This is a genomic window from Actinoallomurus sp. NBC_01490 (assembly GCF_036227085.1).
Lineage (GTDB): Bacteria > Actinomycetota > Actinomycetes > Streptosporangiales > Streptosporangiaceae > Actinoallomurus > Actinoallomurus oryzae.
In genome coordinates this window covers 3,617,870-3,644,339 of record NZ_CP109433.1, presented here as the reverse complement: position 1 = coordinate 3,644,339, position 26,470 = coordinate 3,617,870, and the positions used below count along the sequence as shown (strand labels likewise).

The following is a 26,470-nucleotide window of genomic DNA, read 5'->3' as shown; positions in this document are numbered from 1 at the left end:
CAGCGCCGTGTGGCGGCCGTGTAACGAAGCGGTTTCGAACTCTTGACACTCCCCGCTTCTCCCCGCTTCGCTGCGTGGGAGCGCTCCCACGACGTCGGGCCCGCGGAGCCCGGCGCATTGGAACCCGACAAACGAGACGACCTGAGAGGGGTTCGTCATGAGGGTCATCAGGCATCGCGGGCGGTTCGCCCTGGCGGTGGTGCTGTCGACCGCACTCGCGGCGGCGACGGCGTGCGCGGGGGACGACGGCAAGAGCAGCGACGGCAACGAGAAGATCACTCTGACCGTCGACGACTTCGGCACGTTCGGCTACCAGGACCTGTTCAAGCAGTACGAGGCCCAGCACCCCAACATCAAGATCAAGGAACGGACCGTCCCCAAGCTCGACGACTACACCCCTCGGCTCCAGCAGTGGATCGCCGCGGGCGCCGGTGCCGGCGACGTGGTCGCGATCGAAGAGGGCATCATGGTCAAGTTCAAGGCCCAGCCGGACAAGTTCGTCGACCTGAAGAAGTACGGCGCGGGCTCACTGCAGAACAACTTCATCGCCTGGAAGTGGCAGGGCGGCATGAGCCCGGACGGCTCCAAGCTCATCGGTCTGGGCACCGACGTCGGCAGCATGGCCCTGTGCTACCGGCGCGACCTGTTCAAGAAGGCCGGTCTGCCGAGCGACCGGGACGCGGTGACCAAGCAGTGGGCCACCTGGGACGACTTCATCAACGTCGGCAAGAAGTTCACCGCCGCGATCGGCGGGAACACGAAGTTCATCGACTCCCCTGAGACGTACTACAACACGATCCTCATGCAGGAGGCCGGCAAGGGCTCCAACCAGACGTACTTCGACCAGAGCAACAAGTTCGTCATGGAGTCCAACCCGGCCGTGAAGGCGGCCTTCGACGAGACCGTGAAGATGTCGCAGGCCGGGCTCGCCAACGGCGTGCAGTTCCTGTCGGACCCGTGGAGCCAGGCGCTGAAGAAGGACGCGTTCGCCACCGCTCCCTGCCCGGCCTGGATGCTCGGCCTGATCAAGCAGTACGGCGGTGACTCCCAGAGCGGCAAGTGGGACGTGGCCGGGGTGCCGGGCGGGGGCGGCAGCTGGGGCGGGTCGTGGCTCGCGGTGCCCGCCCAGAGCAAGCACCCGAAGGAGGCCGCCGACCTGGTGAAGTTCCTGACCAGCCCGCAGGGACAGGTCGGGGCGTTCAAGGCGGCCAACAACCTGCCGTCCTCTCCGCAGGCGCTGAACGACTCCGCGGTCAAGGCGTTCGACAACCCGTACTTCAACAACGCGCCGGTCGGCGCGATCTACGGCCCGGCCGCGACCAGCCTCAAGCCGGTGTACCTCGGTGCCGACAACCAGGAGGTACGCCAGGCCGTCGAGGCCGACCTGCGCGCCATCGCGCAGGGCAAGCTCTCGCCCGGTTCCGGATGGGGCAAGGCCGTCTCCGACGCCAAGAAGGCCGCCGGAACGGGGTGAGGCCGGGCGGCGGCGCCGGGCTCCCCAGGGACACCTGCCGGCGCCGCCCCCATCCCCGCGACGGCCTCATCGACCGAAAGGACCTCTCGATGGCTCTCGACGTGCGGCCCACCGCACCGGCCGGCGCCGCGGTCGCGCCGCCGGGACGGCGCCGCCTGCGGACCAGGCTCTCCCGGCTGGACGTGTCGCTCTCGCCGTACCTGTACATCTCGCCGTTCTACCTGCTGTTCCTGGTGTTCGGGCTGTTCCCGCTCGGCTACACGTTCTGGGTCTCGCTGAACCACTGGGAGATGATCGGCGGCCACGAGTTCATCGGCCTGCGCAACTACACGCGTCTGCTGACCGACGACCAGTTCTGGAACGCGGTCGGCAACACGTTCGGCATGTTCGTGATCGCGACGGTGCCGCAGCTGCTGCTCGCCCTGCTGCTGGCGAACGCGCTGAACCGGAGGATGCGGACGCCCACGCTGTTCCGCATGGGCGTGCTGCTGCCGCTCGTCACCTCGGTCGCGGCGGTCGCCATCGTCTTCACCCAGATGTTCGGCCGCGACTACGGCATGGCCAACTGGATCCTGCACTTCTTCGGCGTCCACAGGATCGACTGGCAGGCGAACAAGTGGTCCTCCTGGCTGGCCGTCTCGACCATGGTCGACTGGCGCTGGACCGGCTACAACGCGCTGATCTTCCTGGCCGGCATGCAGGCGATCCCGCACTCCCTTTACGAGGCGGCGGCGATCGACGGGGCGTCGCGCATGCGGCAGTTCTGGCGCATCACCGTGCCGCTGCTGCGGCCCACGATCGTCTTCGTCACCATCACATCCACCATCGGGGGCCTGCAACTGTTCACCGAGCCGCTGCTGTTCAACAACGGCTACATGAACGGCGGCTCGTTGCGGCAGTCGCAGACCGTGGCGATGTACATGTTCGAGAACGCCTTCCAGCGCTTCCAGTACGGCTACGGCTCGGCGGTCGCCTGGATGCTGTTCCTGCTGATCCTGATCTTCTCCCTGTTCAACTTCCTGATCATCCGCCGGCTCGCGGGAGGCGAGAAATGAAGACCTTCGTCGCGCGCCATACGCGGGCCGCCGTGGCGGGCTCGGCGCGGCTGTGGCAGGCGAGCCCCCTCACGTACGTGGTGCTGATCTTCGCCATCGTGCTGTCGGCGTTCCCGCTGTACTGGATGTTCGTCGTCGCTACCCGGACCAACGACGTGGTCGGCGCGGTGCCGCCCCCGTTCATCGCCGGGCAGCACCTCGGCGACAACATGCGCCGGCTGTTCGACAACGAGCAGGCGCACTTCGCCAAGGCCCTGGTCAACTCCGCGATCGCCTCCGCCGTGGTGGCGCTCTCGACGGTGTTCTTCGCCTCGCTGGCCGGCTTCGCCTTCGCCAAGCTGCGCTTCCGCGGGCGCAACGCGCTGCTGCTCGTCATCGTCGCCACGATGATGGTGCCGGTGCAGATGGGGATCATCCCGCTCTACATGGTGATGGTGCACCTGCACTGGACCGGCAAGCTCCAGGCGGTGATCGTGCCGTTCCTGGTCACCGGGTTCGGCGTCTTCATGATGCGCCAGTACGCCTCCCAGGCCGTGCCGGACGAACTCATCGAGGCCGCGCGCGTCGACGGCGCCTCGACGTTCCGGATCTTCTGGAGCGTCGTGCTGCCCGCCCTGCGCCCGGCCGCCTCCGTGCTCGCCCTGTTCACGTTCATGCAGACCTGGAACGAGTTCATCTGGCCGCGGGCGGTGCTCAACCCGGACAACCCGACCGTGCAGTACTCCCTCGCGCTGCTCAACAGCGCCTACTTCAACGACTACACGCTGATGTTCACCGGGACCGTCGTCGCGACGATCCCGCTGTTCGTCGTCTTCGTCGTCTTCGGCCGCCAGATCATCGGCGGGATCATGGAAGGTGCAGTCAAGGCATGACAACTCAGCCATCGCAGGCGGAGACGCTGCTCGGCTTCCCGGCGGACTTCGTGTGGGGCGCGGCGACCGCCGCGTACCAGATCGAGGGTGCCGCCGCCGAGGACGGCCGCGGGCCCTCGGTCTGGGACACCTTCGCGCACACTCCCGGCACCGTGCTCGGGGGCGACACCGGCGACGTCGCGGTCGACCACTACCACCGGTTCGCCGAGGACGTCGCGCTGATGTCCTCGCTCGGGCTGACGGCGTACCGCTTCTCGGTCTCCTGGCCCCGCGTGCAGCCCGGCGGCTCCGGCCCGGTCAACCAGAAGGGCCTCGACTTCTACCGGCGCCTCGTCGACGCCCTGCTCGAGGCCGGCATCCAGCCGTGGCCGACGCTCTACCACTGGGACCTGCCGCAGCCCCTGGAGGACGCGGGCGGCTGGCCGGAGCGGGAGACCGCGTACCGGTTCGCCGAGTACGCCGCGCTCATGCGCGAGGCCATCGGCGACCGGGTCGTGAACTGGACGACGATCAACGAGCCCTGGTGCGCGGCCTTCCTCGGCTACGCCTCCGGGGACCACGCGCCGGGCCGCCGCGAACCCGAGGCGTCCGTACGCGCGGCGCACCACCTGCTGCTGGGCCACGGGCTCGCGGCGCAGGCGTTGCGCGGCGAGGGCAGGCGGGTCGGCGCCGCGGTCAACCTGTACGCGGTCTCCCCGGCGAGCGAGGCCCCGGAGGACGTCGACGCCGCGCGCCGCATCGACGGGCTGCAGAACCGGTTCTTCCTCGACGCCCTGCTGCTCGGCCGCTATCCCGAGGACGTGCTCGCCGACGTGCAGCCGTACGACCTCGGCGTGCGGGAGGGCGACATGGCGATCGTCGGCGGGCCGATCGACCAGCTCGGCATCAACTACTACAACCGGTTCTTCGTGACCGGCCGCGAGGGCGCGGCACCGGCGATCACCTCGCCGTTCGCGCAGGCGTCGCCGTGGCCGGGCAGCGAGCACGTCGGATTCGTCCAGGTCGGACGGCCGGTGACCGCGATGGGCTGGGAGATCGACGAGTCGGGCCTGGCCGAGGTGCTGACACGTGTGGGCACCGAGTACCCGTCCGTCCCGCTGTACGTCACCGAGAACGGCGCCGCCTTCGACGACGTGGTCTCGGCCGAGGGAGTGGAGGACCCCGACCGGATCGCCTACATCGAGGCGCACCTGCGCGCGTGCCACTCGGTGATCACCGCCGGTGTGCCGCTGCGCGGCTACTTCGCCTGGTCGCTGATGGACAACTTCGAGTGGGGATGGGGGTACGCCAAGCGGTTCGGCCTGGTGTACATCGACTTCGCCACGCAGGCGCGCATCCCCAAGAGCAGCGCCCGCTGGTACGCCTCGGTGATCGAACGGGGCGGCATCGACCGGTCACCGGCAGAATGAGTCCGTGAGCGAGCGCAGCGAGCGAACCATCAGGCACAGCAACCTTGTTCACAGCTCGGCGAAGGAGGGGCTGTGAGCGAACGTTCGCAGGGTCGGCCGACGCTCGAGGCGGTGGCGGCACGGGCCGGTGTCGGCCGTGGCACCGTCTCTCGCGTCGTCAACGGGTCGCCCAAGGTCAGCCCGGCGGCGCGTGAGGCGGTGCTGCAGGCCATCGAGGAGCTGGGGTACGTCCCCAACCGGGCGGCCCGCACGCTGGTCACCCGCCGCACCGACACCGTCGCGCTGTTCGTGTCGGAGTCGGAGGAACGCGTCTTCGGCGAGCCGTACTTCGCCGGGATCATCCGCGGGATCAGCGCGGGCCTGTCCGGCACCGGCCTGCAGCTCCTGCTGGCCATCGCCCAGTCGGCCGACGACCACCGCCGGTTCGAGCGGTACCTGACCGGTCAGCACGTCGACGGCGTGCTGATGGTGTCGCTGCACGGCGGCGACCCGCTCCCCCGGCATCTGGAGGACAGCGGCGTGCCGACCGTGCTCGGCGGCGCGCCGGTGGGCGTCGATCCGGTGAGCTGCGTCGACGCCGACAACCGGGGCGGCGCCCGGCTGGCGGTCGAGCATCTGATCGGGCTCGGCCGCCGGCGGATCGCCGCGATCACCGGATCGCAGGACATGCGCGTGGGCGTCGACCGCCTCGACGGCTACCAGGACGTCCTGTCGGCGGCCGGGCTGCCCTCGCTGGTGGCCACCGGCGACTTCAGCGAGGAGTCCGGCGAGCGCGCGATGCGCGAGCTGCTCGCGCGTTCGCCGGACCTGGACGCCGTGTTCGCCGCGTCGGATCCGATGGCGGTCGGCGCGATGCGGGTGCTCAAGGAGCAGGGACGGCGGATCCCCGGCGACGTCGCGCTGGTCGGGTTCGACGACTCGGCCACCGCGCGGCACACCGACCCGCCGCTGACCTCGGTGCATCAGCCCCTGGAGGCGATGGGCCGGGAGATGGCCCGGCTGCTGGTCGCGCGCATCCGCGGGGAACCGGTCGGGAACTCCACGGTGATTTTGGACACTCATCTCGTCACACGAGCCTCCTCCTGTACGCCACACTGATCGTATGGACTCGCTCCTCGCCGGCAGATACCGGCTGCGCCGGCGGATCGGCACCGGTGGCATGGCGTCCGTATGGCTCGCCCGCGACGAAGTGCTGATCCGTCCGGTCGCGGTCAAGCTGATCGACCCGGAGCTGGCCCGCGACCAGGACTTCCGCGACCGCTTCCGCGAGGAGGCGCGCGCGGCCGCCGCCCTCTCTCACCCGAACATCGTGACCGTGCACGACTACGGGGAGTCCGACGGCACCCCGTACATCGTGATGGAGCTGCTCACCGGCGGCACGCTCGACGCGTGCTTCCCGGTACCCGATGTCGAGCGGGTGATCGGCGAGATCGCCTCCGCCCTGGCCGCGGCGCACGCCGCCCGGATCGTCCACCGCGACATCAAGCCGACCAACATCTTCCTGACCTCCGCCGGGGTCAAGGTGCTCGACTTCGGCATCGCCGACGACGAGCGCATGGGCACCCCGGCCTACCTGCCACCGGAACACGACCTGTCGCCGTCGGCGGACGTGTACGCCCTGGGCGTGGTCTGGTTCGAGGCGGTGAAGGGGCGCCGGCCCGAGGCCGGGGAGACCCTCGGCGGGCTGCAGGAGCGCTGTGTCGCGGCGGCGGCGCCGGACCGGCCGTCGGCCGCCGAGATCGCCGCGGCGCTGGGCGTGGACACCGGTGCCGAGGAGGTGCTGGGCGCCGAGCGGACCGCGGCGTACGAGGCGGCCGCCGCCTACCGCGCCCTCGCCCCCGCCGAGCCGTCACCGCGCCGGCGCACGCGCACGCTCACGACCGCCCGGCGGCCCGCCGCACACGACGGCACGCACGGCCGGCTGCTGCTGGTCGCGGGCGGCACCACCGTCGCGACCGTCGCCGCGGTCGGCCTGCTGCTGGGCGGCTCGGCGTTCCGCCCGGTCGCGGCGCCGGGGAACGCGCCGGACGCCTCTCCGCCGCCGGCCACGCTCAGCGCCTCACCGGAGCGCACCGTGACGGGCGCCTCACACCCGTCCTCGAAGGCGGCCCAGCAGCGGTCAGGCCATCCCGTCACGCCGAGTGCGACCGCCTCGGCCACGTCACCGGCGCCCGGCGCCACCCCGCCGGGCGCGATCGACGCGCTGACCCGGATGCGCCGCACCGTCGACGAGGGCCTGGCGGCCAGCGAGGTACGCGCGGACGTGGCGGTCGACCTCGACAACCTCATCGGCAACTTGCTGGCGGAGATCGCCGCAGGCGTGGACGTCGACGTGAACCAGCGGGTGAACGAACTGCGCCGCAAGATCATCCAACGCGTCCGCGAGGGCGGCCTGGCACAGAAGCGCGCGGACGCGCTGACCCGCACCCTCACCGCCCTCTGAGGGGTTATCCGGTGCGTAGCGCAGCGGAGCGCCGGATAACCCCTCAGATCCGCATTTCCCGCAAAGGGTACTGGGGGTTATCCGGTGCGTAGCGCAGCGGAGCGCCGGACAGCCCCTCAGATCCGCATTTCCCGCAAAGGGTACTGGGGGTTATCCGGCGCGTAGCGCAGCGGAGCGCCGGACAGCCCCTCAGATCCGCAAAGAGTTACCCGCGCAGGAGGAGGCGGGCGTAGGCGGCCACGGTGAGCGCGTCGACGATCTCCTCGGTCCGCAGCATCCGCTCGAACTCGGCCCGGGAGAACCACTGCTGCCGCATGCCCTGCTCCTCCGGCTCGCGGTCGGGCTCCCCCGCGGTCAGGCCGGTCGCGAGGAACACGTCGCAGTTCTGGCTCGTCAGCCCGGGCGCGATCGCGAACGAGCCGAGCCGTTCGATCGTCGCCGCGCGGAGCCCGGTCTCCTGGGCCAGCTCGGCCCGCGCCAGCTCCTCCGTGGTGGTCTCCCGGTCGTCGGGCCAGGTGCCCTGCGGAAACTCCCACGACCGGCGCGACAGCGCGTACCGGAACTGCTCGACGAGGTGGAATCCGTCGTTCTCCATGGGAACGATGAGCGCCGCCGTGGGCTTGTCCACCACCCCGTAGATCCCCGGCGAACCGTCCGGGTGACGGATGGCGTCCTCGCGGACGGACATCCAGCGGTTCCGGTAGACCTCTCGGGTCGCGATCTGAATCATGCGTCCACGATGCCATGAGCGTCCGGCCCGCGCCGTCCATGCGGACGTCTCTCCACGCGACCTTCTCGCGACACAAAGTGGATCATGTTGGCGAGTTCCCAGCGAACACACGGGGTGAAACGCAACTATGGAGTATGAACTGGGGCACAACGTCGGATGTCGCGCGATTTGACGCGATCGCGGGTGACTTCCTGAGGTCGCGGCCGGTCGAGAACACCGTTCTCGTCACGGTCCTGGAGGCGCTCCGCGCCCGGGGCGCGGCGGCGTACGGGGACACTCCCGCCGTGCTCGGTTCGTGGATGCCGCCCGGGGGCTGCGTCTCCGGTGCATTCGTCCACACCCCGCCCTTCCCGATGCTGCTCAGCCTGATGCCGCAGCAGGGCGTCCGCGAGCTGGTGCAGGCGCTGAAGGCCGGCGGGCGGCCGCTGCCCGGCGTGACCGCGCGCCGTGAGATCGCCGAGGACTTCGCCGCCCGCTGGCGCGCGGCGACGGGCACGGACTTCACGGTCTGGGAACGCCGGCGGCTCTACCGCCTGGACCGGATCCGGCCGGCCTCGGCGTCCGGCCGCGCCCGCCCGGCCGCGCCCGCCGACCGGGACCTGCTGCTCGCCTGGTATCACTCCGCCGAACGGGAGATACGCGAGCGCCCCGGCGACCACGGTGCCGCGGTCGACGACCGGATCGGGTACGGCGGTCTCACCCTGTGGGAGAGGGACGGCGTCCCGGTCTCTCTCGCGGGCCGTACCCGGATGGTCGCCGGCATGGTGCGGATCGCGCCCATCTACACCCCGCCCGAACACCGGGGACACGGCTACGGCGTGGCGGCGAGCGCCGCGGTGAGCCGGGCCGCCGTCGACGCCGGCGCCGAAGAGGTCGTGGTCTTCGCCGACCTCGCCAACCCGGCGGGCATCGCCGTCCACCAGCGCGTCGGCTACCAGCCGCTGGACGACTACCTCGTCATCTCCTTCGGCACCGGTCGCCGGCCCCGCTGACCGGGCCGTTCTCTCCGGGCATCCGGCGTACGGCAGGCGCTCTCGATGATCGAGCAAGCGGTTGGGTCCACGGGCCATAATGGCACCGTGGTGAGCGCGGGTAAGGACAGCGGGCCGCATCGGGGTGGCTCGGGAGGCTCGGGCGGTGGCCGGCGCCGGGGCAGGGGTTCGTCCGTACTCGCCTCGGAGCGCCGTGAACATCTGGTGCGGCTCGCCGCCGAGCTGTTCGCCGAAAAGGGCTACCAGGCCACGACGGTCCGCAACATCGCCGACGAGGCGGGGATCCTGTCGGGCAGTCTCTACCACCACTTCGACTCCAAGGAGTCGATCGTGGACGAGATCCTCTCCTCCTTCTTCGACGAGCTGAACGCCGCCAACAAGGCGGTGCTCGAAGGCGGCGGCGACCCGCATACGGTCCTGGCCGAGCTCGTGCGCAACTGCTTCCGCACGCTCGTGCCCCACCGCGCGGCCGTCATGGTCATGCAGAACGACTGGAACTACCTCCGCCAGTTCGACCGGTTCGACTACCTGGCGCGTGCGGAGGAGGAGACCGAGCGCCTGTGGGTCGGCCAGATCAAGCGAGGTCAGGAGACGGGCCTGTTCCGCGACGACATCGACGCCCGGCTGACCTACCGGATGATCCGCGACACGATCTGGGTGGCGGTCCGCTGGTTCCATCCGGCCGGCCGCCTCGACGCCGAGCGCGTCGCCGACCACTACATCGCGGTCCTGTTCGACGGCATCTCCACCGGCCCGCGCTGAGCCACTCCCCGGCGCGGGCCGATACCTCCTTCTTCGCTACGACCGCACCGGCAGGTCCGGCGTCCGCGCGGAAAGCGGGCCGGGTTCGACGGCCGGCAGGATCCGGGCCAGCCAGGCCGGCAGCCACCAGTTCACCCGGCCGAGCAGCTCCATCACCGCCGGCACCAGCACCATCCGCACGACCGTGGCGTCGATCAGTACGGCGACGCCGAGGCCGAGGCCGACCTGCTTGACCGCGATGTCGCCGACCAGCAGCACCGACAGGAACACGCAGACCATGATGGCCGCCGCCGCGGTGATCACACGGGCGGTACGGGCCAGGCCGCGGGTCACCGCGGTCCTCGTCCCGGCACCGAGGTCGTACTCCTCGCGGACCCTGGAGATCAGGAACACCTCGTAGTCGGTGGAGAGCCCGAACAGGATCGGGAACATGAACAGCGGCACCCACGGCGTCACCGGCGTGGCGGCCGGGAAGCCGAGCTGGTGACCGAGCCAGCCCCACTGCACGACCGCGGTGAGCACGCCGTACGCCGCCGCGATCGACAGGAGGTTCATCACCGCGGCCTTCACGGCGATGGCGACCGAGCGCACGAGCACGAGCAGCAGGAGCAGGGACAGGCCCACCACGACGACGATCAGCCAGGGCAGGCGCGCGCGTACGGAGTCGGAGAAGTCGATCGTGCCGGCGTTGGGCCCGCCGATCAGCACGCCGCCGCCGGCCCGGGGCACGACGGTGTCGCGCAGCCGGTGGACCACACCCGGCGTGGCCGCGTCCTGGAGCCCGGTCCGCGGGTAGGCGACGAACATGGCGGCGGCGCCGTCATCGCTGGTCCTCACGGGGCTCACGGACGCGACGCCCGGCGTGCGGCCGACCGCCGTGGCGACGGTGCGCGCGGTGCCCGGCGAGCGGGAGACGAACACCAGCGGCGCGTCGTACCCGGGTCCGAAGCCCGAGGCGAGGATGCGGTGCGCGGCGTACGCGCTCGTGTCGTGCGGGCGGCTGCCGGCGTCGCTGAAGCTCAGCCGCATCGACAGCGCCGGGGCCGCGAGCACGAGCAGCAGCAGCGTCGCCGCGGTGCCCGCGATGACCGGGCGCCGCTGGATGACCCCGGCCCAGCGCTCGGAGAGCGGGCGGCGTCCGCTCCGCCGGGCCAGTACGGGCACCCGGAACCGGTCGATCCGCCGGCCGGCGAAGCCGAGCAGCGCGGGCAGCAGCGTCACCGCGGCGATCATGGTCATCAGGACGGTGAGCGAGGCGGCCACGGCCACCGCGCTCAGCAGCCGCTGCCGTATGACGAGCAGGCCCAGGAGCGCGACCACCACCGTCGTGCCGGCGAACACGACCGACCGGCCCGCCGTCGCGATGGCCGTGGCCGTGGCGTGCTCGGGGTCGGCGCCTTCGCCGAGGGCCTCCCGGTAGCGCGTGACGATGAACAGCGCGTAGTCGACGCCGACGCCGAGGCCGATCAGCCCGGCCACGATCGGGCTGAATGACGGAGCGGGCAGGACGTGGCCGAGCAGCGAGATGCCGGCCAGGCCCGTGCCGATCCCGAAGATCGCGGTGACGATCGGCAGCCCCATCGCGAGCAGCGAGCCGAACGCGATGAGCAGCACGATCACCGCCGCGAGCAGGCCGATGCCCTCGGTGGGGCCGCCTCCTGGAGTCTCGGCGTCGACGACCGCGTCACCGCCGAGGGCGAGCGTCAGCCCGTCGCCCGAGGCGTCTCGCGCCTGGGCGATCATCTTCTTCACACCGGCCACCGGCATCTCCGCGGAGATCCGGTCGAGCTGGATCGGGGCGAATGCGGTGAGCCCGTCCGGCGAGACCTGGGAGCGCACGCGGTACGGCGAGCTCACCGAGGTGACGTGCGGGCCGTGGGACAGCTCGTCGATGACCCGCTCGACGCGGGGCCGTACGGAGGCGACGCCCTGGTCGGCGTGGATCGCGAGCGTCAGCGTGTCGCCGTTCTGCCGCGGGAAGTGTTCTTTGATCAGGTCCTGAGCCTGCGCGGACTCGCTGCCGCCACCGCCGAAGGCGTTGTCGGCCGGGGCCGAGTAACCGAACCCGACCGTCATCACCACCGCGGCGCCGATGATCCAGAGCAGCAGGACGCGGCGCCGGCGGCGATGACACAGCCGGGCCAGCCGGACGAGCGGGCCGTCGTGCACGGAAGTCTCCTCTTCGTCTACCGGCCCCCAGACTCCCGTTCCCGGCACGCCCGAGGCGTCATGCCCGCGATGACACCTCGGACCGGTGCGTACCCCGCGAGGAGTACGGCCGTCTACGTCTCGAGTACGTACTGGACCGCGTGGCGTTCGGCCGTGATCGGGACGATGAACTCGTCGACGATCGCGCGGTGCGTGGGGTTGTCGCGGTAGGCGAGGTAGGCGTCGCGGTCGGCGAAGTCGGCGACCACCGCGAAGTCGAAGTTCCCGTCGTTGATTCCGGCGTCGAGTCCGAACGCGTAGGCCCGCAGTTCGGGGATCGCGCCGGGCAGCTCCCTGAGCCGGTCCTCGACGGCCTTCTTCTGCTCCGCGGTCGCGTCGTCACGCCACCGGAACACCACGACATGCCGAAATCCGGACACAGAGCCTCCTTCACTACAGAACGTTTCCGCACCCGACCTTACGGAAGCCGCGCGGCGGCGGAAGGGGCGGCCCGGTGGAACCGAGCCGCCCCTTCATTCACCGAACTGTCAGGTCCAGGACACTCCGCCCATGGCGCCTTCCTCTCCCCAGATCTTCACTGTGACCCCGCCCCCTGATGCGATGATCTCCTGAAACCGAGGTTAGAAGCTCACGACCCAACTTGAAATACGTTATTTGACCTATTTTGACCCAAACACGACGCGCATTTACCATTTCACGGACGGTCACAAGTAACAGACGCCCGGATTTCCGTCATGCCGGATACGGGTAGCGTGCCCTCGTGAAGGTAGCGGATCTGCATCCCTGGCCCAAAGTCGCCGAGGAGGCCCTGGCCATCCAGGACCGCCTCCGTCCCCTCGCCGACCTGGCCTCGGCCGGCCCGCGGACCGTGCGCACGGTGGCGGGTCTGGACGTCGCGTACGCCGACGACCGGCTGGCGGCGGCCGCGGTCGTGCTCGACGCCGAGACCCTCGAGGTCATCGAGGAGGCGACCGCGCTCGACCGGCCCGGCTTCCCCTACGTCCCCGGGCTGTTCGCCTTCCGCGAGCTGCCGGCGCTGGTCGGCGCGCTGCGCGCGCTGAGCGTCACGCCCGACCTGCTGATCTGCGACGGCCACGGGCTGGCCCACCCCAAGCGGTTCGGGCTGGCCTGCCACCTCGGCGTGCTGACCGGGCTGCCCTCGATCGGCGTCGGCAAGACCCGGCTGGTCGGCGACTACGACGAGCCCGGCACCGAGCGCGGCGCCTGGAGCCCGGTCAGCGACGGCGGGCAGGTGGTCGGGCGGGCGCTGCGCACGCAGACTCGCGTGCGGCCGGTGTTCGTCTCCGTCGGCCACCGCGCGGACCTGGACACGGCGTGCGCGATGACCCTGCGGCTGGCGCCGCGCTACCGCCTGCCGGAGACGACGCGCCGGGCCGACCACCTGTCGCGGGTGACGCTCAAAGCGCGTTGAGGAAACGCCGGGCGATCGGCGCGGCGGCCTTGGAGCCGAACCCCCCGTCCTCGACGACCATGGCGAACGCCACGTCACCGCGGAAGCCCATGAACCACGCGTGGGTCGGCGGCTCCTTGCCGTTCTTTCCCGAGGCGTACTCGGCCGTACCCGTCTTGCCCGCCGTACCGGCCGGCAGGCCGGCGTCCTTGGCGGTGCCCGTCGTCACGACCGCGCGCATCATGGTGGCCAGCTCCGAGCGCAGCTTCGAGTCGAGCCGGCCCGCCTTGGCCTTCTGGGAGATCTGCGGGTCGGACACGAAGACCGGCGGATGCCAGGTGCCGCTCGCGATGCCCGCGGCCACCCCGGCCATGCTGAGGGCGTTGGCCAGGTCGCGTCCCTGCCCGAACCCGGCGACGGCCATCTCCGAGGTGCTCGTCGGCGACGGGAAGCTCCCCGCCGTGACGTGCATGCCGGGGTCGATCTTCTGGTTGAAACCGAAGAGATTCGCGGCGCTCGACAGCCGGGACGGGTTGAGGCGCTTTTGCGTCTGCAGCGCGAAGGCGGTGTTGCACGACTGGGCGAGCGCCTCGGTGAAGGTCATGCTGCCGGACTCCTCGCCCTCGGAGTTGTGGATGACCTGACCGCCGACGTTCGCGGTCTTGGGGCACTCCACCGTGTCCGAGGGGCTGAGCCCGCTGCGCAGCAGCGCGTACGCCGTGACCACCTTGAACGTCGAACCGGGCGGATAGGTGCCCTGCAACGCGCGGTCGAAGCCGCCGGGGTAGTTGGCGACGGCGAGGATCCGCCCGTCGGACGGGCGGATCGCGACCATCGACGTCGGCTTGGTCTGCCCCTGCAGGGCCGCCGAGGCGGCGCTCTGGACGTGCTGGTCCAGGGTCGTCTTCACGTCGCGGCCCGCCTTGCCGGCGAAGCCGCCGACCGTCTTGACCGGGTGGTTCGACGCGTCGGCGACGATGACCGAGGCGGAGGGCGTGCCGGCGAGGCGGTCGTTGAACCGCTGCTGGATGCCCGACTGTCCGACGACGTCGCCCTTGCTGTGGGAGGTACCGAGCTTCTTGGCCTGCTTCTCGGTCAGCGGCGCGGTGGAGCCGACGATCTGCTGCACCGAGCCGGAGACGCCGGTGCCGTCGATCGGGCTGCCGTCGGCCGCGAGCACCCGGGCGCGCTTGGGCCACCGGTAGGTGATCGTCATGTGCTGCCCGCTGTGCAGGTCCGGGTGGATGCTCTCCGGGGACCAGGCGACCTTCCACTCGCGGTGGTCCGTCGTCAGCCGCAGCCGCCCCTGGTAGTGCCAGGTGCCCATCGGAAGGGTGAGGTCGGCGGCGAAGGGTACCGTCGCGTGGCCGCCCTGCTTGGTCACGGCGCCGGGCTCCGCGCGTACCTTCGTGACGCCCAGCCCCTTGCGCAGCGTCTGGTACTGCTGGTCGAGGTCGGGCGGGGGCGCGAGCGTCTCGCCGCGCATCGCGGTGGCGTCGCCGCGTTCCCACGCGGACAGGAAGGCGCGCGCCGTCGCCGCCGGACTCCCCTTGGTTCTGAGCAGCAGATAGGCGCCACCCGCGACGCCGAGGACGACCACCGTCCCCGCCGCGATGGACGCCCACAGGATCTTGTGTCGCACGAGTTCGTGACACTCCCCCGGATGTCTGGTCTGATCGGTCATCGTAGTGTCTGGCGCCGCGGGGCCGGATGTCCGGGCGTCCGCCCTCCGGCCTCGTTCGGACGTTCGACCAGATGAGAGGTGCCATGGGCAGGCTTGAGGGCAAGACGGCGCTCATCACCGGCGGCGCGCGTGGCATGGGCGAGGCGCACGTCCGGCGTTTCGTCGCCGAGGGTGCCCGCGTGGTCTTCGGCGACGTGCTGGAGGAGGAGGGCCGCCGGCTCGCCGAAGAGCTCGGCGACGCGACGCGGTTCGTCCGGATGGACGTCACCCGGCCGGACGACTGGCAGGCCGCCGTCGACACCGCGCTGGCCGCGTTCGGCGGGCTCGGCGTGCTGGTGAACAACGCCGGGATCCTCCGCTACGGGCGGATCGAGGACATGTCCCTCGACCAGTTCACCCGGATCATCGAGGTGAACCTGGTCGGGCAGTGGCTCGGGGTGAAGTCGGTCATCGGTGCGATGAGGACCGCGGGCGGCGGCGCGATCGTCAACGTCTCCTCCACCGAGGGCTTCGTCGGCGCCACGGGCCTGGCCGCCTACAGCGCCAGCAAGTTCGGCGTACGGGGCCTGACGAAGGCGGCCGCGCGGGAGCTCGGGGAGTACGGCATCCGGGTCAACTCCATCCACCCGGGCGCCATCCTCACGCCGATGGTCACCGAGGACGCGGCCCTGGTGTCGGCCAAGGCCGAGAGCGCCGACGCGTTCCTGCGCGCGCTGCCGCTCGGGCGGATGGGCACACCGGAGGAGATCCCCGCGCTCGTGGTCTTCCTCGCCTCGGACGAGGCGACGTACTGCACGGGCGCCGAGTTCGTGGTCGACGGCGGAATGCTCACGGGAGCCGGTTACTGACCGGCGTGGCCGGGAACCGGCGACGGGAGGATGGCGGTGAGGGCGGCCCGGAGGTCGGCCAGGTCGTCGAGGACGGCGTCGGGGCCGGCGGCGGTGAGGTCGGCACGTGACGTGATGCCGGTGGCGACCGCGACGACGCGGGCGCCGTTGGCACGGGCCGCCTCGATGTCCAGGACCGAGTCGCCGACCAGGACGGTCGGGGTGGCCGTGCCGGGGCCGTAGCGGGCCTCGGCACGGGATCGGGCGACGGGAACCAGGCTGGGGCGGTGCTCGTCGTCGGTGCCGGTCGCGGCGACCCGCAGGTCCAGCGGCGGCGCCAGGCCGAACGCCGCCAGTTTCAGCCGGGTGGTGGCGGCCTGGTTGCCGGTGAGCACCGACTGGACCGCGCCGGGCGTTCGGTCCAGTGCCTCCACCACCGCGCGGACGCCGGGCAGCAGCCGGCCCCGCGACGCCATCCGGGGTCGTTCCGCCGCGAGCCGCTCCACCTCGAGGCGCAGCGCCTCGGGCAGCAGCCGCTCCGCGGTGGCCGCGTCCGCGCCGTACTCCCGCAGGATCGCGCGCAGGATCTGGCGGATCGTGCGACCCGGTACGACGTGCACCGGCCGTGGCGGCACGCCCAGCAGGTCACCGCAGAGTGTGAACCACACCTCCCGATCGAGCGTGCCGGCGTCGAGCAGGGTCTGGTCGATGTCCCAGAGCACGAGCGTCATCGGCTACCGCGCCGCCCGGACCGGCACGACCAGCCCGGCACGGGCGGCCGTCACCGGTACCGCACCGGCCGCCGCCCGGGCCGCCTCGAACGACTCGGTGTCGTCGTACCCGAGCAGGTGGCTGACGACCAGCCGGCCCACCCCGGCCGTGACGGCCAGCTTGCCGGTGAGCGCGGCGGTCAGGTGGCCGTGCTCGGCCAGCATGGCCGGGTCGGCGTCCAGGTAGGTGGCCTCGCAGACGAACACGTCGGCGCCGGTCGCGGCGGCCAGCACGCCGTCGCACCAGCCGGTGTCGGACGAGAACGCCAGCGTCCGGTCGCCCAGCGCGAAGCGCAGCGACGCGCTGGGCACCGCGTGCCGGGCCCGGAACGCGGTCAGCGTGATGCCGTCCGCGACCGCCACCTCGGTGCGGCCGTCCCGCTCCAGCGGCCGGATGTCGAACGCGGTGGCGAGCGGCCGGCCGACCACCGGATCGGTCGGCACCGCCACCCACTCGTCCAGCGTGGCCAGCGTGCCGATGGCGTCCTCCGGTACCCACAGCGGGATCCGGGCCGGCGGCGTCTTCGTCAGCAGCCGGGTGAAGGCCAGCGGCACCACGTCGAACATGTGGTCCTGATGCAGGTGGGTGAGCACGACCCCGTCGAGCCGGTGCTCCAGGCCGCGCGACACCAACTCGGTGACGATGCCCGGCCCGCAGTCGACGAGAACCGTCGAGCCGGCGTGCTCTACCAGGTAGCCGGAGCAGGCCGAGTCCGCGTCCGGCCGGCCGGCCCGGAAGCCGAGCACCGTCAGTGTCGTGTCGTTCACCGATCCTCCTCGGTTGTGAATGCCACCAGTCCGGGGCTCGCGGCGGCGGGCGCGGTACCGCCGAACACGCGGCGGGCCCCGGCGGTCTGCTCCAGGCTGCGGTTCTTGGTCTCCGGCGCCAGCAACACGGTGGTCACCAGGCCGAGGAGCCCGGCCGCGACGAACAGCCACAGCGCGCCGCTCACGCCCCACGCGTCCACCATGTCGGGGAAGACCAGCACGCCGAGGATCGCGCCGAGCCGGCTCACCGCGGTGCCCAGGCCGGTGCCGACGGCGCGCAGCTCGGTCGGGAAGAGCTCGGTGCAGTAGACCATGTCGAGCGTGCCCGGACCCATGTTGGAGAACAGGATCGCCATCGCGAACAGCACCACGATCAGCGCCAGCGCCGGCGCGTGGGCCAGCGCCAGCACCACCAGCACCGCCGTCTCGCCGGCGAACGCCGTGATCAGCACCGGCCGCCGGCCCCACGAGTCGACGAACGCGAGCGCGATCGCCGCGCCGACCACGCCGAGCAGCGCGATGATGGCCGATCCGAGGTACGCGGCCAGCTGCGTCGAGCCGCCCAGCCCGGTCAGGATCGTCGGGCTGTACATCTGGATCCCGTAGTACGCCACGTCGTGCGCGAACCAGAAAACGCAGACGAAGATCGTTGCTCCGGCCAGCCCGCGGGCGAACAGCCGTCGCCACGAGGCGCTGCCGGCGGCGGTGGGGCGGTCGGGCTCGACCTGCGGCTCCGGCAGCACCACGTCCTCCGGCGCGACCGCCGTACCGCTACCGGATACCACCTTCGCGATGACCCGCCGCGCCTCGTCGTGCCGGCCCTGCGCGATGAGGTACCGCGGCGACTCCGGGATGCTGGTCCGGAACGCCAGCGTGACGAGCGCCAGCACCGCGCCGACGAGCAGCATCCAGCGCCACGCGGTGGGGCCGATGGGCAGGAACGCCACGCCCACCAGGTAGGCGGCCAGCGCGCCGACGTTCCACATCAGGCTGAGCGCCACGACCAGCCGGCCGCGGTCACGCACGGCACCGAACTCCGCGGTCAGCGACGACGAGATCGGATAGTCCGCGCCGAGGCACAGCCCGAGCAGGAAACGCGCGGTGATCAGCTCCCACACGTTCTGGGACAGCGCGGCCAGTGCGGCGAACACCACGAAGCCGATCAGGTCGACCAGGTACATCTTCTTGCGGCCGAGCCGGTCGGCGATCCGGCCGAAGACCAGCGCGCCGACGAACATCCCGACGATGGCCGAACAGCTGGTGACGCCGGACGTGAACGGGGTGAACGTCCACGACTTCTTCAGTACCGGCAGTGCGACGGCGATCACCGTCAGATCGAAGCCGTCAAGGAACATGCCGATCGACGACAGCAGGGTGAGCTTGCGACGGAATCCCGAGAGGTCCGCCAGGTCGAGGGTGGTGGCCGCCATATCCGGGTCTCCGTCCGGTAGGCCTCCGACTGCGAATTATCAGTCTGGACCGAGAAGTTACCATCAGCGAAGTTAAAATCAAGGTGGTAATTTCATGGCATGAGAAGCCGCAAGGACCCGGCGTCCCGCCAGCAGGACCTGGCCGAGCACATCCTGCGGGTCGGCACGGCCACCGCCCAGGAGCTGGCCGATCGCTTCGGCGTCAGCCTCGTCACCGCCCACCGCGACCTCGACGAGCTGGCCAAGCGCGGGCTGGTCCGCAAGTTCCACGGTGGCGTGACCGCCCAGCCGTCCAGCGTCTTCGAGAGCAACGTGACCTACCGGCGCCAGCTGGCCGTCGCGGAGAAGCGGGCCATCGCGCGCGCCGCGGTGGACCTGATCGAGCCGGGCATGTCCGTCCTGCTCGATGACTCCACCACCACGCTGGTGCTGGCCGAGCTGGCCGTCGACATCGACCCGCTCACCGTCATCACGAACTTCGCGCCGATCATCCAGCTGATGATGGGCCGCAAGAACATCCGGCTGATCGCGCTGGGCGGCGAGTACAACGAGGCGCATGACGCGTTCCTCGGCTCACCGTGCACCGCGTCGGCTCGGGCGCTCCACTCCGATCTCGGCTTCTACTCGTTCGCCGGGGTCTCCGACGGCGGTGTCCACCACCAGGAGCAGGAGATCGTGGTGACCAAGCGGGCGCTGCTGTCCGTCGCCACCCACCGCGTCCTGCTCGTCGACCACGCCAAGCTCGGCCGCACCGCCCTGCACCGCGTCGCCGACCTCGCGGACTTCTCCCGCGCCATCACCGACCACGCCGCCCCGCCCGACGCCCTGGCCACCCTCACCGACCACGACGTCCCCACCACGGTCGCCGGCGCGGGCTGATCGCGCGCCCCTGCGCCATCGAAGGCGCCGGTGAGGAAGAGCGAGCTCGGCCGGGTGCGACGGCGGCCCCGCCGCGGTCTCACGGCACCGCGAGCCGGGTTCCGGCGCGGCGGCCGACGACGCCGAGCGGAATCCGGCGCCGGACGCTCTCGCCGTCGCTCGATCAAACGGTCGCATTCGACGGTCGGCCGTGGTCCGGCCATGGGCCAGGATAGGCGTCGGCGGAGAGGAGCCCCGTGGCCGACCATCGGATGACCGCGACGTCATACCTCGTACTCGGACTGCTGTCCGACGGTCCCGCGACGAGCTATGAGCTCAAGCGCAAGGTCGCCGTGAGCATCGGCAACTTCTGGGAGTTCGCGCACTCCCAGCTCTACGACGAACCCGCGCGCCTGGCCGACGCCGGGCTGGTCGACGTGGAGACCGAGCCGGGCGGCCGGCGCCGCCGCACCTACCGCATCACCGCCGCCGGCCGGGCCGCCCTGGCCGACTGGCTCGCCGCGCCCACGCCCGACCGGACCGACGTGCGCGACCCCGGCCTGCTCAAGCTCTTCTTCGCCAGGCACGCCCGGCCCCGCGACATCCGCCACCTCGCGATCGACCAGCGTCGTTCGCACCGCGAGCGCGCCGATGAGTACGAGCGGATCCACCAGGCGTTCGGCGGCTCCATCGACCGGTGGCAGCTCAAGTCGCTCGAGCTCGGCATCCGCTACGAGCGCACGGTCGAGGGCTTCTGGGCCGAGCTGCTCGACGACCTGCCGGAGGCCTGAGCCCCACGGCGTAGACCGGCCCCGGCCGGGTCGCTCAGGCAGCCCGGCCGCTCAGGCGTCCCGGTCGCTCAGCCGCCCCGGTCGCGCGGGCTCGCGGCGACCGCGACCCCGTACGCCTCGGGCGGCCAGGCGCCGGGCTGGGCGCAGGTGCACAGGCCGTGGACGGTGATCGCCTGGGCGCGGACCACGGTGTACTCCGCAGGGCTCCGCGCCGGGCGCACCCGATTGCAGGTCAGGCACAGCAAAGCCATCTCCCCCCCTGCCCGCGACCCGCCACCGGGAATGCCCCTCTCCCTGAGGCACCCCGGCGGCGGGCGCTGGCGCGGCGCGCCGGACCCGTCCCCTCAAACGGCTCCGGGCGGACCGCCGTCGTGCGGCTGCGTCCGGGCGAAAGTCGTCACCCGCCGTGCCGCGACACGCACACTAGGCGACACCGGGTTGCAAACAGGTTGCACTCACTCGATAGCAGCATGTGACAAATACCAGGTGAAGGTTTTACGTACTGGGTTGCAACCTGAGCCGTCGGCACGGATGCTCATAAGACCACAGCCCATGGAGACGCCCTTGACGCGGAGCAGTGACGCACGCGATCCGATCGCCGACCGTGGCCGACACGCCCCCGGCGACGCCCCCCGCCCCATGGTCACCGACTCGTGGCGGCGTTCGCTCGCCGCGGGCGTCGATCCCGGCCTGGCGTCGGCTCCGCTGGTGTTCGACGCCGACATGATCGCCGGCGTACGGCGGTCCCACCCGCTCGACCGGCACCTGACCATGCTGCGCGAGGCCCTGCGCGGGATGGCCGACGCGTCCGCCCACCTCATGGTGGTCACCGACGCCGACGGTCACGTGCTGTGGAGTGAGGGGCCGCGCGCCGTACGCCGCCGGGCCGACCGCATCGGCCTGGCCGAGGGGTTCCGCTGGGCCGAGGAGTCGGTCGGCACCAACGGCATCGGCACGGCGCTGAGCGTCGGCGGGCCCGTGTGCATCCAGGCCACCGAGCACCTCGTCCGGGTCCTGCACACCTGGTCGTGCGCTGCCGCGCCGATCACCGACCCCGACACCGGCCAGGTGATCGGCTGCGTCGACATCAGCGGCACGAAGAGCGCCCTGCACCCGGCCGTCGTCGCGCTCGCCCAGGCGGCGGCCCGGCTGACCGAGGCACAGCTCACGGTGGAGATGCACCGCCGCGACGAACGCCTGCGCGCCCGGCACCTCCACCGCCTTCGCGGCGACACGCGGGTGCTGGTGACGACGACCGGGCGGGTGCTGGCGGCCGATCCCGACCGCTGGCGCGACCGGCGGATCGTCATCCCGGAGGCGGGGCGGGTGACGCTGCCCGACGGCCGCAGCGCGATCGCCGAGGACCTCGGCTCGGCGTTCCTACTGCGCACGGTCGAGAGCGGACGGCCCTCCCTCAAGCTGCGGCTGCTCGGCGACCAGCAGCCGTGCGCCGTCCTCGACGGCCGGCGCATCCCGCTGTCGCTGCGCCACGCCGAGCTCCTCGCGCTGATGGCCCTGCACCCGCGCGGCCTGACGTGCGAGCAGTCCTCGTTCCACCTCTACGGCGACGAGGGCAATCCGGTGACGGTGCGCGCGGAGATCCACCGGCTGCGCGGCCAGCTCGGTGACGTGGTGCGCGCCAAGCCGTACCGCCTCGACTGCGACGTGGAGGCCGACTTCCTCAACGTGCGGCGGCTGCTCGGCTCGGGCGACGTCGCCGGCGCCGTGCGTCTCTACACCGGGCCCTTACTGCCGCGCTCGGAGTCGAAGGCGATCAAGATCGAGCGTGACGACCTCGGCAATCAGCTGCGCCGGCAGCTGCTGCACCGCGGCGACGTGGACGACCTGTGGGCCTACGCCCAGACGGGCGACGACGACCTGGAGATCCTCGGGCGGCTCGCCGCCGCGCTGCCACCCGAAGATCCCCGCCGGGTGGCGGCGCAGCTGCGCGAACACCGCGTGCTCTCCGACGGCTAGGGCGTGTCTCAAAGCCCCGCTGTCCTCCTGCGCCGCTCGCTACGGACGGGAACCTTGAGACACGCCCTAGGAGTTCTCGACCATGTCGTCGAACTCGCCGTCCTTGACCCCGAGAATGAAGGCCTCCCATTCGTTCGGGGTGTAGTAGAGCGCGTCGCCGTCGGGCTTGCTGGAGTCGCGCATGACGACCATGCGGTCAGCGTGCTTGTGCTTGATCGGCACGTCCTTGCCGTCGACGAACAGGATCTCGACGGCCCCGGATTCCTCGGTCATGCGGGCCTCTTCTGTTTCGGGGAAGACGGGCGCCGGCGCCATGCCGCAGGTCGCCCCGGGGCCAAGGCTATAGTCCGCGCGCTCTCGCGGCGGGAAGAACGAGACGCCGGCCCGATCCTCTACAGTTACCCACGGGTAATAACGATGCGAGAGAGGCCACGATGATCGATCTGCGGCGCGAGGGCGACGTGTACGTCCTGCGGTTCGACGACGGCGAGAACCGCTTCAGCCCCGAGTTCCTGGACGCGCTGTCCGCGGCCCTCGACGAACTGACCGACGCACCGGCGCCCAAGGCGCTCGTGACGACCGGCGCCGGCAAGTTCTACTCGAACGGCCTCGATCTGGACCGGCTCGGCGCCGACGCCGACCAGTGGGGCCCGTACCTCGAGCGCGTGCACGGCCTGTTCGCCCGGATGCTGACGCTGCCGATGCCGACGGTCGCGGCGGTCAACGGACACGCGTTCGCCGCCGGCGCGATGCTGTCCCTGACCCACGACTACCGCGTGATGCGCGCCGACCGGGGATGGTTCTGCCTGCCGGAGGTGGACCTCGGGCTGCCGTTCACGCCGGGCATGAGCGCGCTGATCCAGGCGCGGCTGCCGAAGATCACCGCGCACGAGGCCATGGTCGCCGGCCGCCGGTACGGCGGCGAGGACGCCGTCGCCGCGGGCATCGCCCACCGGGCGGTACCCGAGCCGGAGGTCACCGCGGCCGCGCTCGCCCTCGCCGCTCCGCTGGCGGCCAAGGACGGCGCCACGATCGCCAGGATCCGCGCGGAGCTGTACCGCCCCGCCCTCGATGCCCTGGCGTGAGCCTTTACAAAGGATTTCCGGTAGATATAGTAGGTAATGTGCCCGGCGCCTCAGCGGCAGCCATCGCTTCGCCGGCGCGGCACACCGTCTCGAGGGGTCCTCTGCGCGTCCGGACCGAGACGGCGAAGGACCGGTCCCGGGTGGCAGCGGGACCGGTCCTCGCGTTCAGGCGCCGAGCAGCGCCAGCAGGCGCCCGGCCTGGCGTACGGCGGTGCCGGGCGGGTTGCGCGGGTGCCGTGGATCCTCCGACAGCACGGACAGGAACCAGAACAGCGCCAGCAGCCGCCGGCACTCACGGAGGCGCGCCGTCTCCGCGGACGTCAGCTCGAACCGCGACAGGAGCGCCGGCGCGTCGAGACCGTCATCCACCCACACGCTGATGTGCTCGACCACCTCGGCCAGCTCGTAGGCGCGGTCGCTCCGCCCGGAGTACTCGAAGTCCACGACCCGGACCCGGTCGCCGTCCCACAGGTAGTTGGCCAGGTTGCCGTCCCCGAGCCCGAAGACCGGCGTGAACTCGGCGGCGAAGACCTCATCCAGCCGGGGACGGGCGACCCAGCCGGCGACCTCGCCGAAGGCCCGCGCGACGACCGGGTCCTCGCCCGGCGGCGGTCGCCGTGCGCACCGGCCACGCAGCCGGCGCAGGGCGACCAGGGGGTGGAGCAGCCGCGACGGCAGGCCGCGCAGGACGGGCTCGGGGATCGCCGTCTGGACCGCGGCGACCGCCTCGGCGAGCCCGTCGACCTGGACGCCGGTCAGCCGGCCGTCGAGCGGCGTCCCGTCCAGGCGCGCCATCGTCACGCTCGGCGGGTCCGCGTCCAGGTCGGCGCATACGGGAGAGGGGGCCAGCCCGGGCGCGTGCTCGGCGAGCAGGGTCAGCGCGCGCCACTCGCGCCGGTGTTCGTCCTGGTCCCACCGGCGGAACCGCTTGACCACCGTCGTGGCGCCGACCTCGACCGCGTGTGTGCTCGCCATCTTTCGCCCCGCTCGACCGGTCCGGCCACGGACCGCGGCCGGACGGCCGCCGATGCTACCGGGCGGTGACCCTGATGGTCACGGTCGCCGTCCGCGTCGCGACGGGGAGCCGCGTCGTGTCGATCGCGAGGTACTCGCCGTCGTCCTGCGCGCCGTTCGGCAGCGTCTTGGCGTGCAGCTGGAACGGCGGCGTGTCGCCGGTGACGCCGTCCACGCCGAAGTCGTTGTCGTTGCTGACCACGATCGTGCGCCCGCCGTCGGTGGTCGCGACCCCCTCGACCTTGTCGTGGCCGAAGAAGCCGCCGCTCGGGTCGAGGCGGGTCAGCAGCGCGCCCAGGTCCAGCCCCAGCGACTTGCGCACCGGCGTGATGCCCACCTTGGCCAGGTCGGCCCGCGACTGGGCGGTGTCGTCCTTGCCGACGTACGCGTCGATGCTCCTGCCGCCGACGAGCAGGCCGCCCCTTGCCGCGTCGTACGTGGCACCGGGCACCGAGGCGGAGGGGCCGACGTCGGTCGCACCGGCCAGGTCGATCGTGAACAGCTTCTTGTAGGCGTCCGGCTCGAAGCCGCCGTCGCGCTCGTCGACGAGGAACCGGGTGCCGCCCAGCGCGGTGATCTCGCTCACCGCGCCGCTGTTGTCCTTGGGGTCGTCGAGCAGGTAGATGTACTCGTGCGTCGCCCGCGTGCGCAGGTCGTAGGTCACGATGCGCAGAGTGGTGACGTTCCCCGGCTTGGCGGTGACGTCGGGCTGCTGCAGCGCCGACTGCATGACGCCGACCAGCGTCCGGCCGTCCGGTGTGACCGTCAGACCCTCCATGCCCTTGTTGGGCACGCGGTTCGCCAGCTCGCGCGGGAGGGATCCGTCGAAGGGCGACAGCCGCCGGGTCGCCCGTCCGCTCCGGTCGAAGTGCGTGATGAACGGGCCGTACTCGTCCGACACCCAGAACGTCCCGTCGGGCATGGCCACCAGGCCCTCGGAGTCGTAACCGGACTCGTTCGGTGCGAGCGCCTCGCCGTTCAGGTCGACGAGCTTCTCACCGGTGGTGGCCTCCGGGTTGACGCGCCCGGTGTACGGGGTGCCATCGGCCTCCCTGAGCGGTATCTTCCGCTCCAGCGCCGCCTTCCCGCCGGCGAGCCGGAACCGGCCGATGGACGGCGTGAAGCCCGGTAGCGGGAGGATCTTCTCACCGTCCGGGCCGTCGACGTTCGGGCCGCGGTCGGTCAGGCCGTAGTACTCGTCACGCGAGCCGGGCACCGGGGCCAGCGACGAGCCGTACGCCCCGCCGGTGATCTTCACGCCGCCGATCGTGGCGAGCGGCGCCAGGTGCGTGGGGTACAGCCGGACGGCGTCGGTCACCGTGTAGGTGAACGTGTCGATGCCGGTGAACCCCGCGGCCGGCGTGTAGCGGAAGGTCCCGTCCGGACTGAGGCTGAGCGAGCCGTGTGCCGGCGAGGTGTGCGAGGTCAGCGTGATCGGGTCGCCGTCGTCGTTCCGGAACAGCCCCGGCGCGCTCAAGGTGTGACCGGCGCGCACGCGGTAGGTGTCGTCGTGCGGCGCGAGCGTACGGCCGTGCGCGGGCGCGGCTCCGGCGTTGCCGCCGAGCGCGAGGGACAGCGCCACGACGGTGGTGGCGGCAACGGCGGTGTGCAGGCGATTCATCCGATCCTCCCCGGCTCGTCCCATGACGTGCCGACCGAGCAGTTTGATCAACGTCGGTGGACGGACATGGTCCGCCGGGCGGCCCGGAGGTTACTGACACACGACGCTTGGCTCCGTACGGCCTGGTCAGCGGCGGGGTCATTTGCGATGTGTTCGGTCTTTATCCCGTCACACGGTTGATGTACCCTCAGTGACGGAACCAGTACATTATGTTATTCGGGGCGACAGGGGGTGGCGCGGCTCATGGTGCACGCGCCGCCCGGCCCCACGATCTCCGATCGATGGCAGTCCTGCCGACACACCGCTCGCCCAGGCGCTGATTCCCCAA

The 26,470-nt window shown here is 71.5% G+C and carries 25 protein-coding genes; 14 read left to right on the top strand and 11 right to left on the bottom strand.

Going from position 1 to position 26,470, the window contains the following annotated elements; all coding sequences use genetic code 11:
- The first annotated feature begins 157 nt into the window (after positions 1-157).
- The 6 genes from OG417_RS17440 to OG417_RS17415 all read left to right on the top strand — a co-directional run bounded on the left by OG417_RS17440 (position 158) and on the right by OG417_RS17415 (position 7,253).
- On the top strand, positions 158-1,474 hold the full coding sequence (locus OG417_RS17440; RefSeq protein WP_329256699.1) for an ABC transporter substrate-binding protein: 1,317 nt from the start codon (positions 158-160) through the stop codon (positions 1,472-1,474).
- An 89-nt stretch (positions 1,475-1,563) separates the two neighbouring features.
- Positions 1,564-2,529 (top strand): carbohydrate ABC transporter permease, encoded by a 966-nt coding sequence (locus OG417_RS17435; RefSeq protein ID WP_329256696.1) that lies wholly within the window; start codon positions 1,564-1,566, stop codon positions 2,527-2,529.
- The gene (locus tag OG417_RS17430; protein WP_329256694.1) at positions 2,526-3,401 is read left to right on the top strand and encodes a carbohydrate ABC transporter permease; all 876 of its coding nucleotides are present in this window, start codon (positions 2,526-2,528) and stop codon (positions 3,399-3,401) included. Before OG417_RS17435 ends, OG417_RS17430 begins: the two co-directional genes overlap by 4 nt.
- Positions 3,398-4,810, top strand: a complete 1,413-nt coding sequence (locus tag OG417_RS17425; RefSeq protein ID WP_329256691.1) for a GH1 family beta-glucosidase — start codon at positions 3,398-3,400, stop codon at positions 4,808-4,810. Before OG417_RS17430 ends, OG417_RS17425 begins: the two co-directional genes overlap by 4 nt.
- Positions 4,811-4,882: 72 nt before the next feature.
- Positions 4,883-5,908: a LacI family DNA-binding transcriptional regulator gene (locus OG417_RS17420; RefSeq protein ID WP_329256688.1), complete on the top strand. Its 1,026-nt coding sequence runs from the start codon at positions 4,883-4,885 to the stop codon at positions 5,906-5,908.
- Between the two features lie 4 nt (positions 5,909-5,912).
- Positions 5,913-7,253, top strand: a complete 1,341-nt coding sequence (locus tag OG417_RS17415; protein WP_329256685.1) for a serine/threonine-protein kinase — start codon at positions 5,913-5,915, stop codon at positions 7,251-7,253.
- A 205-nt stretch (positions 7,254-7,458) separates the two neighbouring features.
- On the opposite strand, the gene OG417_RS17410 is transcribed toward OG417_RS17415, so the two are convergent.
- Positions 7,459-7,983 carry an NUDIX hydrolase gene (locus tag OG417_RS17410; RefSeq protein ID WP_329256682.1) on the bottom strand — a complete coding sequence of 175 codons (525 nt, stop codon included), beginning with the start codon at positions 7,981-7,983 and terminating at the stop codon, positions 7,459-7,461.
- A gap of 134 nt (positions 7,984-8,117) precedes the next feature.
- Here OG417_RS17410 and OG417_RS17405 point away from each other — a divergent pair, with 134 nt between their 5' ends.
- Together OG417_RS17405 and OG417_RS17400 are read left to right on the top strand one after the other, a co-directional pair.
- Positions 8,118-8,975 (top strand): GNAT family N-acetyltransferase, encoded by an 858-nt coding sequence (locus OG417_RS17405; RefSeq protein ID WP_329256680.1) that lies wholly within the window; start codon positions 8,118-8,120, stop codon positions 8,973-8,975.
- A gap of 87 nt (positions 8,976-9,062) precedes the next feature.
- Positions 9,063-9,737, top strand: coding sequence for a TetR/AcrR family transcriptional regulator (locus OG417_RS17400; protein ID WP_442875696.1), 675 nt, complete (start codon positions 9,063-9,065; stop codon positions 9,735-9,737).
- Positions 9,738-9,773: 36 nt separating this feature from the next.
- On the opposite strand, the gene OG417_RS17395 is transcribed toward OG417_RS17400, so the two are convergent.
- The gene (locus OG417_RS17395) at positions 9,774-11,906 is read right to left on the bottom strand and encodes an MMPL family transporter (RefSeq protein WP_329256677.1); all 2,133 of its coding nucleotides are present in this window, start codon (positions 11,904-11,906) and stop codon (positions 9,774-9,776) included.
- Positions 11,907-12,019: 113 nt separating this feature from the next.
- Positions 12,020-12,325 (bottom strand): Dabb family protein, encoded by a 306-nt coding sequence (locus OG417_RS17390; protein ID WP_329256674.1) that lies wholly within the window; start codon positions 12,323-12,325, stop codon positions 12,020-12,022.
- A gap of 341 nt (positions 12,326-12,666) precedes the next feature.
- Between OG417_RS17390 and OG417_RS17385 the strand changes: the two genes are divergently transcribed.
- Positions 12,667-13,338, top strand: coding sequence for an endonuclease V (locus tag OG417_RS17385; RefSeq protein WP_329256671.1), 672 nt, complete (start codon positions 12,667-12,669; stop codon positions 13,336-13,338).
- Here OG417_RS17385 and OG417_RS17380 read toward each other — a convergent pair.
- The gene (locus OG417_RS17380; RefSeq protein ID WP_329256668.1) at positions 13,325-14,959 is read right to left on the bottom strand and encodes a penicillin-binding transpeptidase domain-containing protein; all 1,635 of its coding nucleotides are present in this window, start codon (positions 14,957-14,959) and stop codon (positions 13,325-13,327) included. The two genes, OG417_RS17385 and OG417_RS17380, sit on opposite strands and share 14 nt — an antisense overlap.
- Positions 14,960-15,084: 125 nt before the next feature.
- On the opposite strand from OG417_RS17380, the gene OG417_RS17375 reads away from it, so the two are divergent.
- Positions 15,085-15,849, top strand: coding sequence for a glucose 1-dehydrogenase (locus OG417_RS17375; RefSeq protein ID WP_329256665.1), 765 nt, complete (start codon positions 15,085-15,087; stop codon positions 15,847-15,849).
- Here the strand turns inward: OG417_RS17375 and OG417_RS17370 are convergent.
- The 3 genes from OG417_RS17370 to OG417_RS17360 are packed head-to-tail and all read right to left on the bottom strand — an operon-like array spanning position 15,843 to position 18,796.
- Positions 15,843-16,559 (bottom strand): HAD family hydrolase, encoded by a 717-nt coding sequence (locus OG417_RS17370; RefSeq protein ID WP_329256663.1) that lies wholly within the window; start codon positions 16,557-16,559, stop codon positions 15,843-15,845. The two genes, OG417_RS17375 and OG417_RS17370, sit on opposite strands and share 7 nt — an antisense overlap.
- A gap of 3 nt (positions 16,560-16,562) precedes the next feature.
- Positions 16,563-17,366 carry an MBL fold metallo-hydrolase gene (locus OG417_RS17365; RefSeq protein WP_329256661.1) on the bottom strand — a complete coding sequence of 268 codons (804 nt, stop codon included), beginning with the start codon at positions 17,364-17,366 and terminating at the stop codon, positions 16,563-16,565.
- Positions 17,363-18,796, bottom strand: a complete 1,434-nt coding sequence (locus OG417_RS17360; RefSeq protein ID WP_329256659.1) for an MFS transporter — start codon at positions 18,794-18,796, stop codon at positions 17,363-17,365. Before OG417_RS17360 ends, OG417_RS17365 begins: the two co-directional genes overlap by 4 nt.
- A gap of 99 nt (positions 18,797-18,895) precedes the next feature.
- On the opposite strand from OG417_RS17360, the gene OG417_RS17355 reads away from it, so the two are divergent.
- Complete coding sequence (locus tag OG417_RS17355) at positions 18,896-19,675, top strand: DeoR/GlpR family DNA-binding transcription regulator (RefSeq protein ID WP_329256657.1); 780 nt, start codon at positions 18,896-18,898, stop codon at positions 19,673-19,675.
- A gap of 236 nt (positions 19,676-19,911) precedes the next feature.
- Entirely contained in the window at positions 19,912-20,445 is a 534-nt protein-coding gene (locus tag OG417_RS17350; RefSeq protein ID WP_329256655.1) for a PadR family transcriptional regulator, read from the top strand.
- A 68-nt stretch (positions 20,446-20,513) separates the two neighbouring features.
- On the opposite strand, the gene OG417_RS17345 is transcribed toward OG417_RS17350, so the two are convergent.
- Entirely contained in the window at positions 20,514-20,696 is a 183-nt protein-coding gene (locus tag OG417_RS17345; protein ID WP_329256653.1) for a hypothetical protein, read from the bottom strand.
- A 313-nt stretch (positions 20,697-21,009) separates the two neighbouring features.
- On the opposite strand from OG417_RS17345, the gene OG417_RS17340 reads away from it, so the two are divergent.
- On the top strand, positions 21,010-22,422 hold the full coding sequence (locus OG417_RS17340; protein ID WP_329256651.1) for a helix-turn-helix domain-containing protein: 1,413 nt from the start codon (positions 21,010-21,012) through the stop codon (positions 22,420-22,422).
- A 66-nt stretch (positions 22,423-22,488) separates the two neighbouring features.
- Here the strand turns inward: OG417_RS17340 and OG417_RS17335 are convergent, their stop codons facing one another.
- Positions 22,489-22,695 (bottom strand): DUF397 domain-containing protein, encoded by a 207-nt coding sequence (locus tag OG417_RS17335; protein WP_329256649.1) that lies wholly within the window; start codon positions 22,693-22,695, stop codon positions 22,489-22,491.
- Between the two features lie 161 nt (positions 22,696-22,856).
- Here OG417_RS17335 and OG417_RS17330 point away from each other — a divergent pair, with 161 nt between their 5' ends.
- Positions 22,857-23,507 (top strand): enoyl-CoA hydratase/isomerase family protein, encoded by a 651-nt coding sequence (locus tag OG417_RS17330; RefSeq protein ID WP_329256647.1) that lies wholly within the window; start codon positions 22,857-22,859, stop codon positions 23,505-23,507.
- A 165-nt stretch (positions 23,508-23,672) separates the two neighbouring features.
- Here the strand turns inward: OG417_RS17330 and OG417_RS17325 are convergent, their stop codons facing one another.
- Positions 23,673-24,482, bottom strand: a complete 810-nt coding sequence (locus OG417_RS17325; protein WP_329256645.1) for a phosphotransferase family protein — start codon at positions 24,480-24,482, stop codon at positions 23,673-23,675.
- Between the two features lie 55 nt (positions 24,483-24,537).
- Positions 24,538-26,142: an esterase-like activity of phytase family protein gene (locus OG417_RS17320; protein WP_329256642.1), complete on the bottom strand. Its 1,605-nt coding sequence runs from the start codon at positions 26,140-26,142 to the stop codon at positions 24,538-24,540.
- Positions 26,143-26,470 lie beyond the last annotated feature (328 nt).

What these genes read in the sequence shown, in the direction of transcription:
- OG417_RS17440 (WP_329256699.1), top strand. Translation starts at nt 158, where the DNA reads ATGAGGGTCATCAGGCATCGCGGGCGGTTCGCCCTGGCGGTGGTGCTG.
- OG417_RS17435 (WP_329256696.1), top strand. Translation starts at nt 1,564, where the DNA reads ATGGCTCTCGACGTGCGGCCCACCGCACCGGCCGGCGCCGCGGTCGCG.
- OG417_RS17430 (WP_329256694.1), top strand. Translation starts at nt 2,526, where the DNA reads ATGAAGACCTTCGTCGCGCGCCATACGCGGGCCGCCGTGGCGGGCTCG.
- OG417_RS17425 (WP_329256691.1), top strand. Translation starts at nt 3,398, where the DNA reads ATGACAACTCAGCCATCGCAGGCGGAGACGCTGCTCGGCTTCCCGGCG.
- OG417_RS17415 (WP_329256685.1), top strand. Translation starts at nt 5,913, where the DNA reads ATGGACTCGCTCCTCGCCGGCAGATACCGGCTGCGCCGGCGGATCGGC.
- OG417_RS17410 (WP_329256682.1), bottom strand. Translation starts at nt 7,983, where the DNA reads ATGATTCAGATCGCGACCCGAGAGGTCTACCGGAACCGCTGGATGTCC.
- OG417_RS17405 (WP_329256680.1), top strand. Translation starts at nt 8,118, where the DNA reads ATGAACTGGGGCACAACGTCGGATGTCGCGCGATTTGACGCGATCGCG.
- OG417_RS17375 (WP_329256665.1), top strand. Translation starts at nt 15,085, where the DNA reads ATGGGCAGGCTTGAGGGCAAGACGGCGCTCATCACCGGCGGCGCGCGT.
- OG417_RS17370 (WP_329256663.1), bottom strand. Translation starts at nt 16,559, where the DNA reads ATGACGCTCGTGCTCTGGGACATCGACCAGACCCTGCTCGACGCCGGC.
- OG417_RS17360 (WP_329256659.1), bottom strand. Translation starts at nt 18,796, where the DNA reads ATGGCGGCCACCACCCTCGACCTGGCGGACCTCTCGGGATTCCGTCGC.
- OG417_RS17355 (WP_329256657.1), top strand. Translation starts at nt 18,896, where the DNA reads ATGAGAAGCCGCAAGGACCCGGCGTCCCGCCAGCAGGACCTGGCCGAG.
- OG417_RS17345 (WP_329256653.1), bottom strand. Translation starts at nt 20,696, where the DNA reads ATGGCTTTGCTGTGCCTGACCTGCAATCGGGTGCGCCCGGCGCGGAGC.
- OG417_RS17335 (WP_329256649.1), bottom strand. Translation starts at nt 22,695, where the DNA reads ATGACCGAGGAATCCGGGGCCGTCGAGATCCTGTTCGTCGACGGCAAG.
- OG417_RS17330 (WP_329256647.1), top strand. Translation starts at nt 22,857, where the DNA reads ATGATCGATCTGCGGCGCGAGGGCGACGTGTACGTCCTGCGGTTCGAC.
- OG417_RS17325 (WP_329256645.1), bottom strand. Translation starts at nt 24,482, where the DNA reads ATGGCGAGCACACACGCGGTCGAGGTCGGCGCCACGACGGTGGTCAAG.
- OG417_RS17320 (WP_329256642.1), bottom strand. Translation starts at nt 26,142, where the DNA reads ATGAATCGCCTGCACACCGCCGTTGCCGCCACCACCGTCGTGGCGCTG.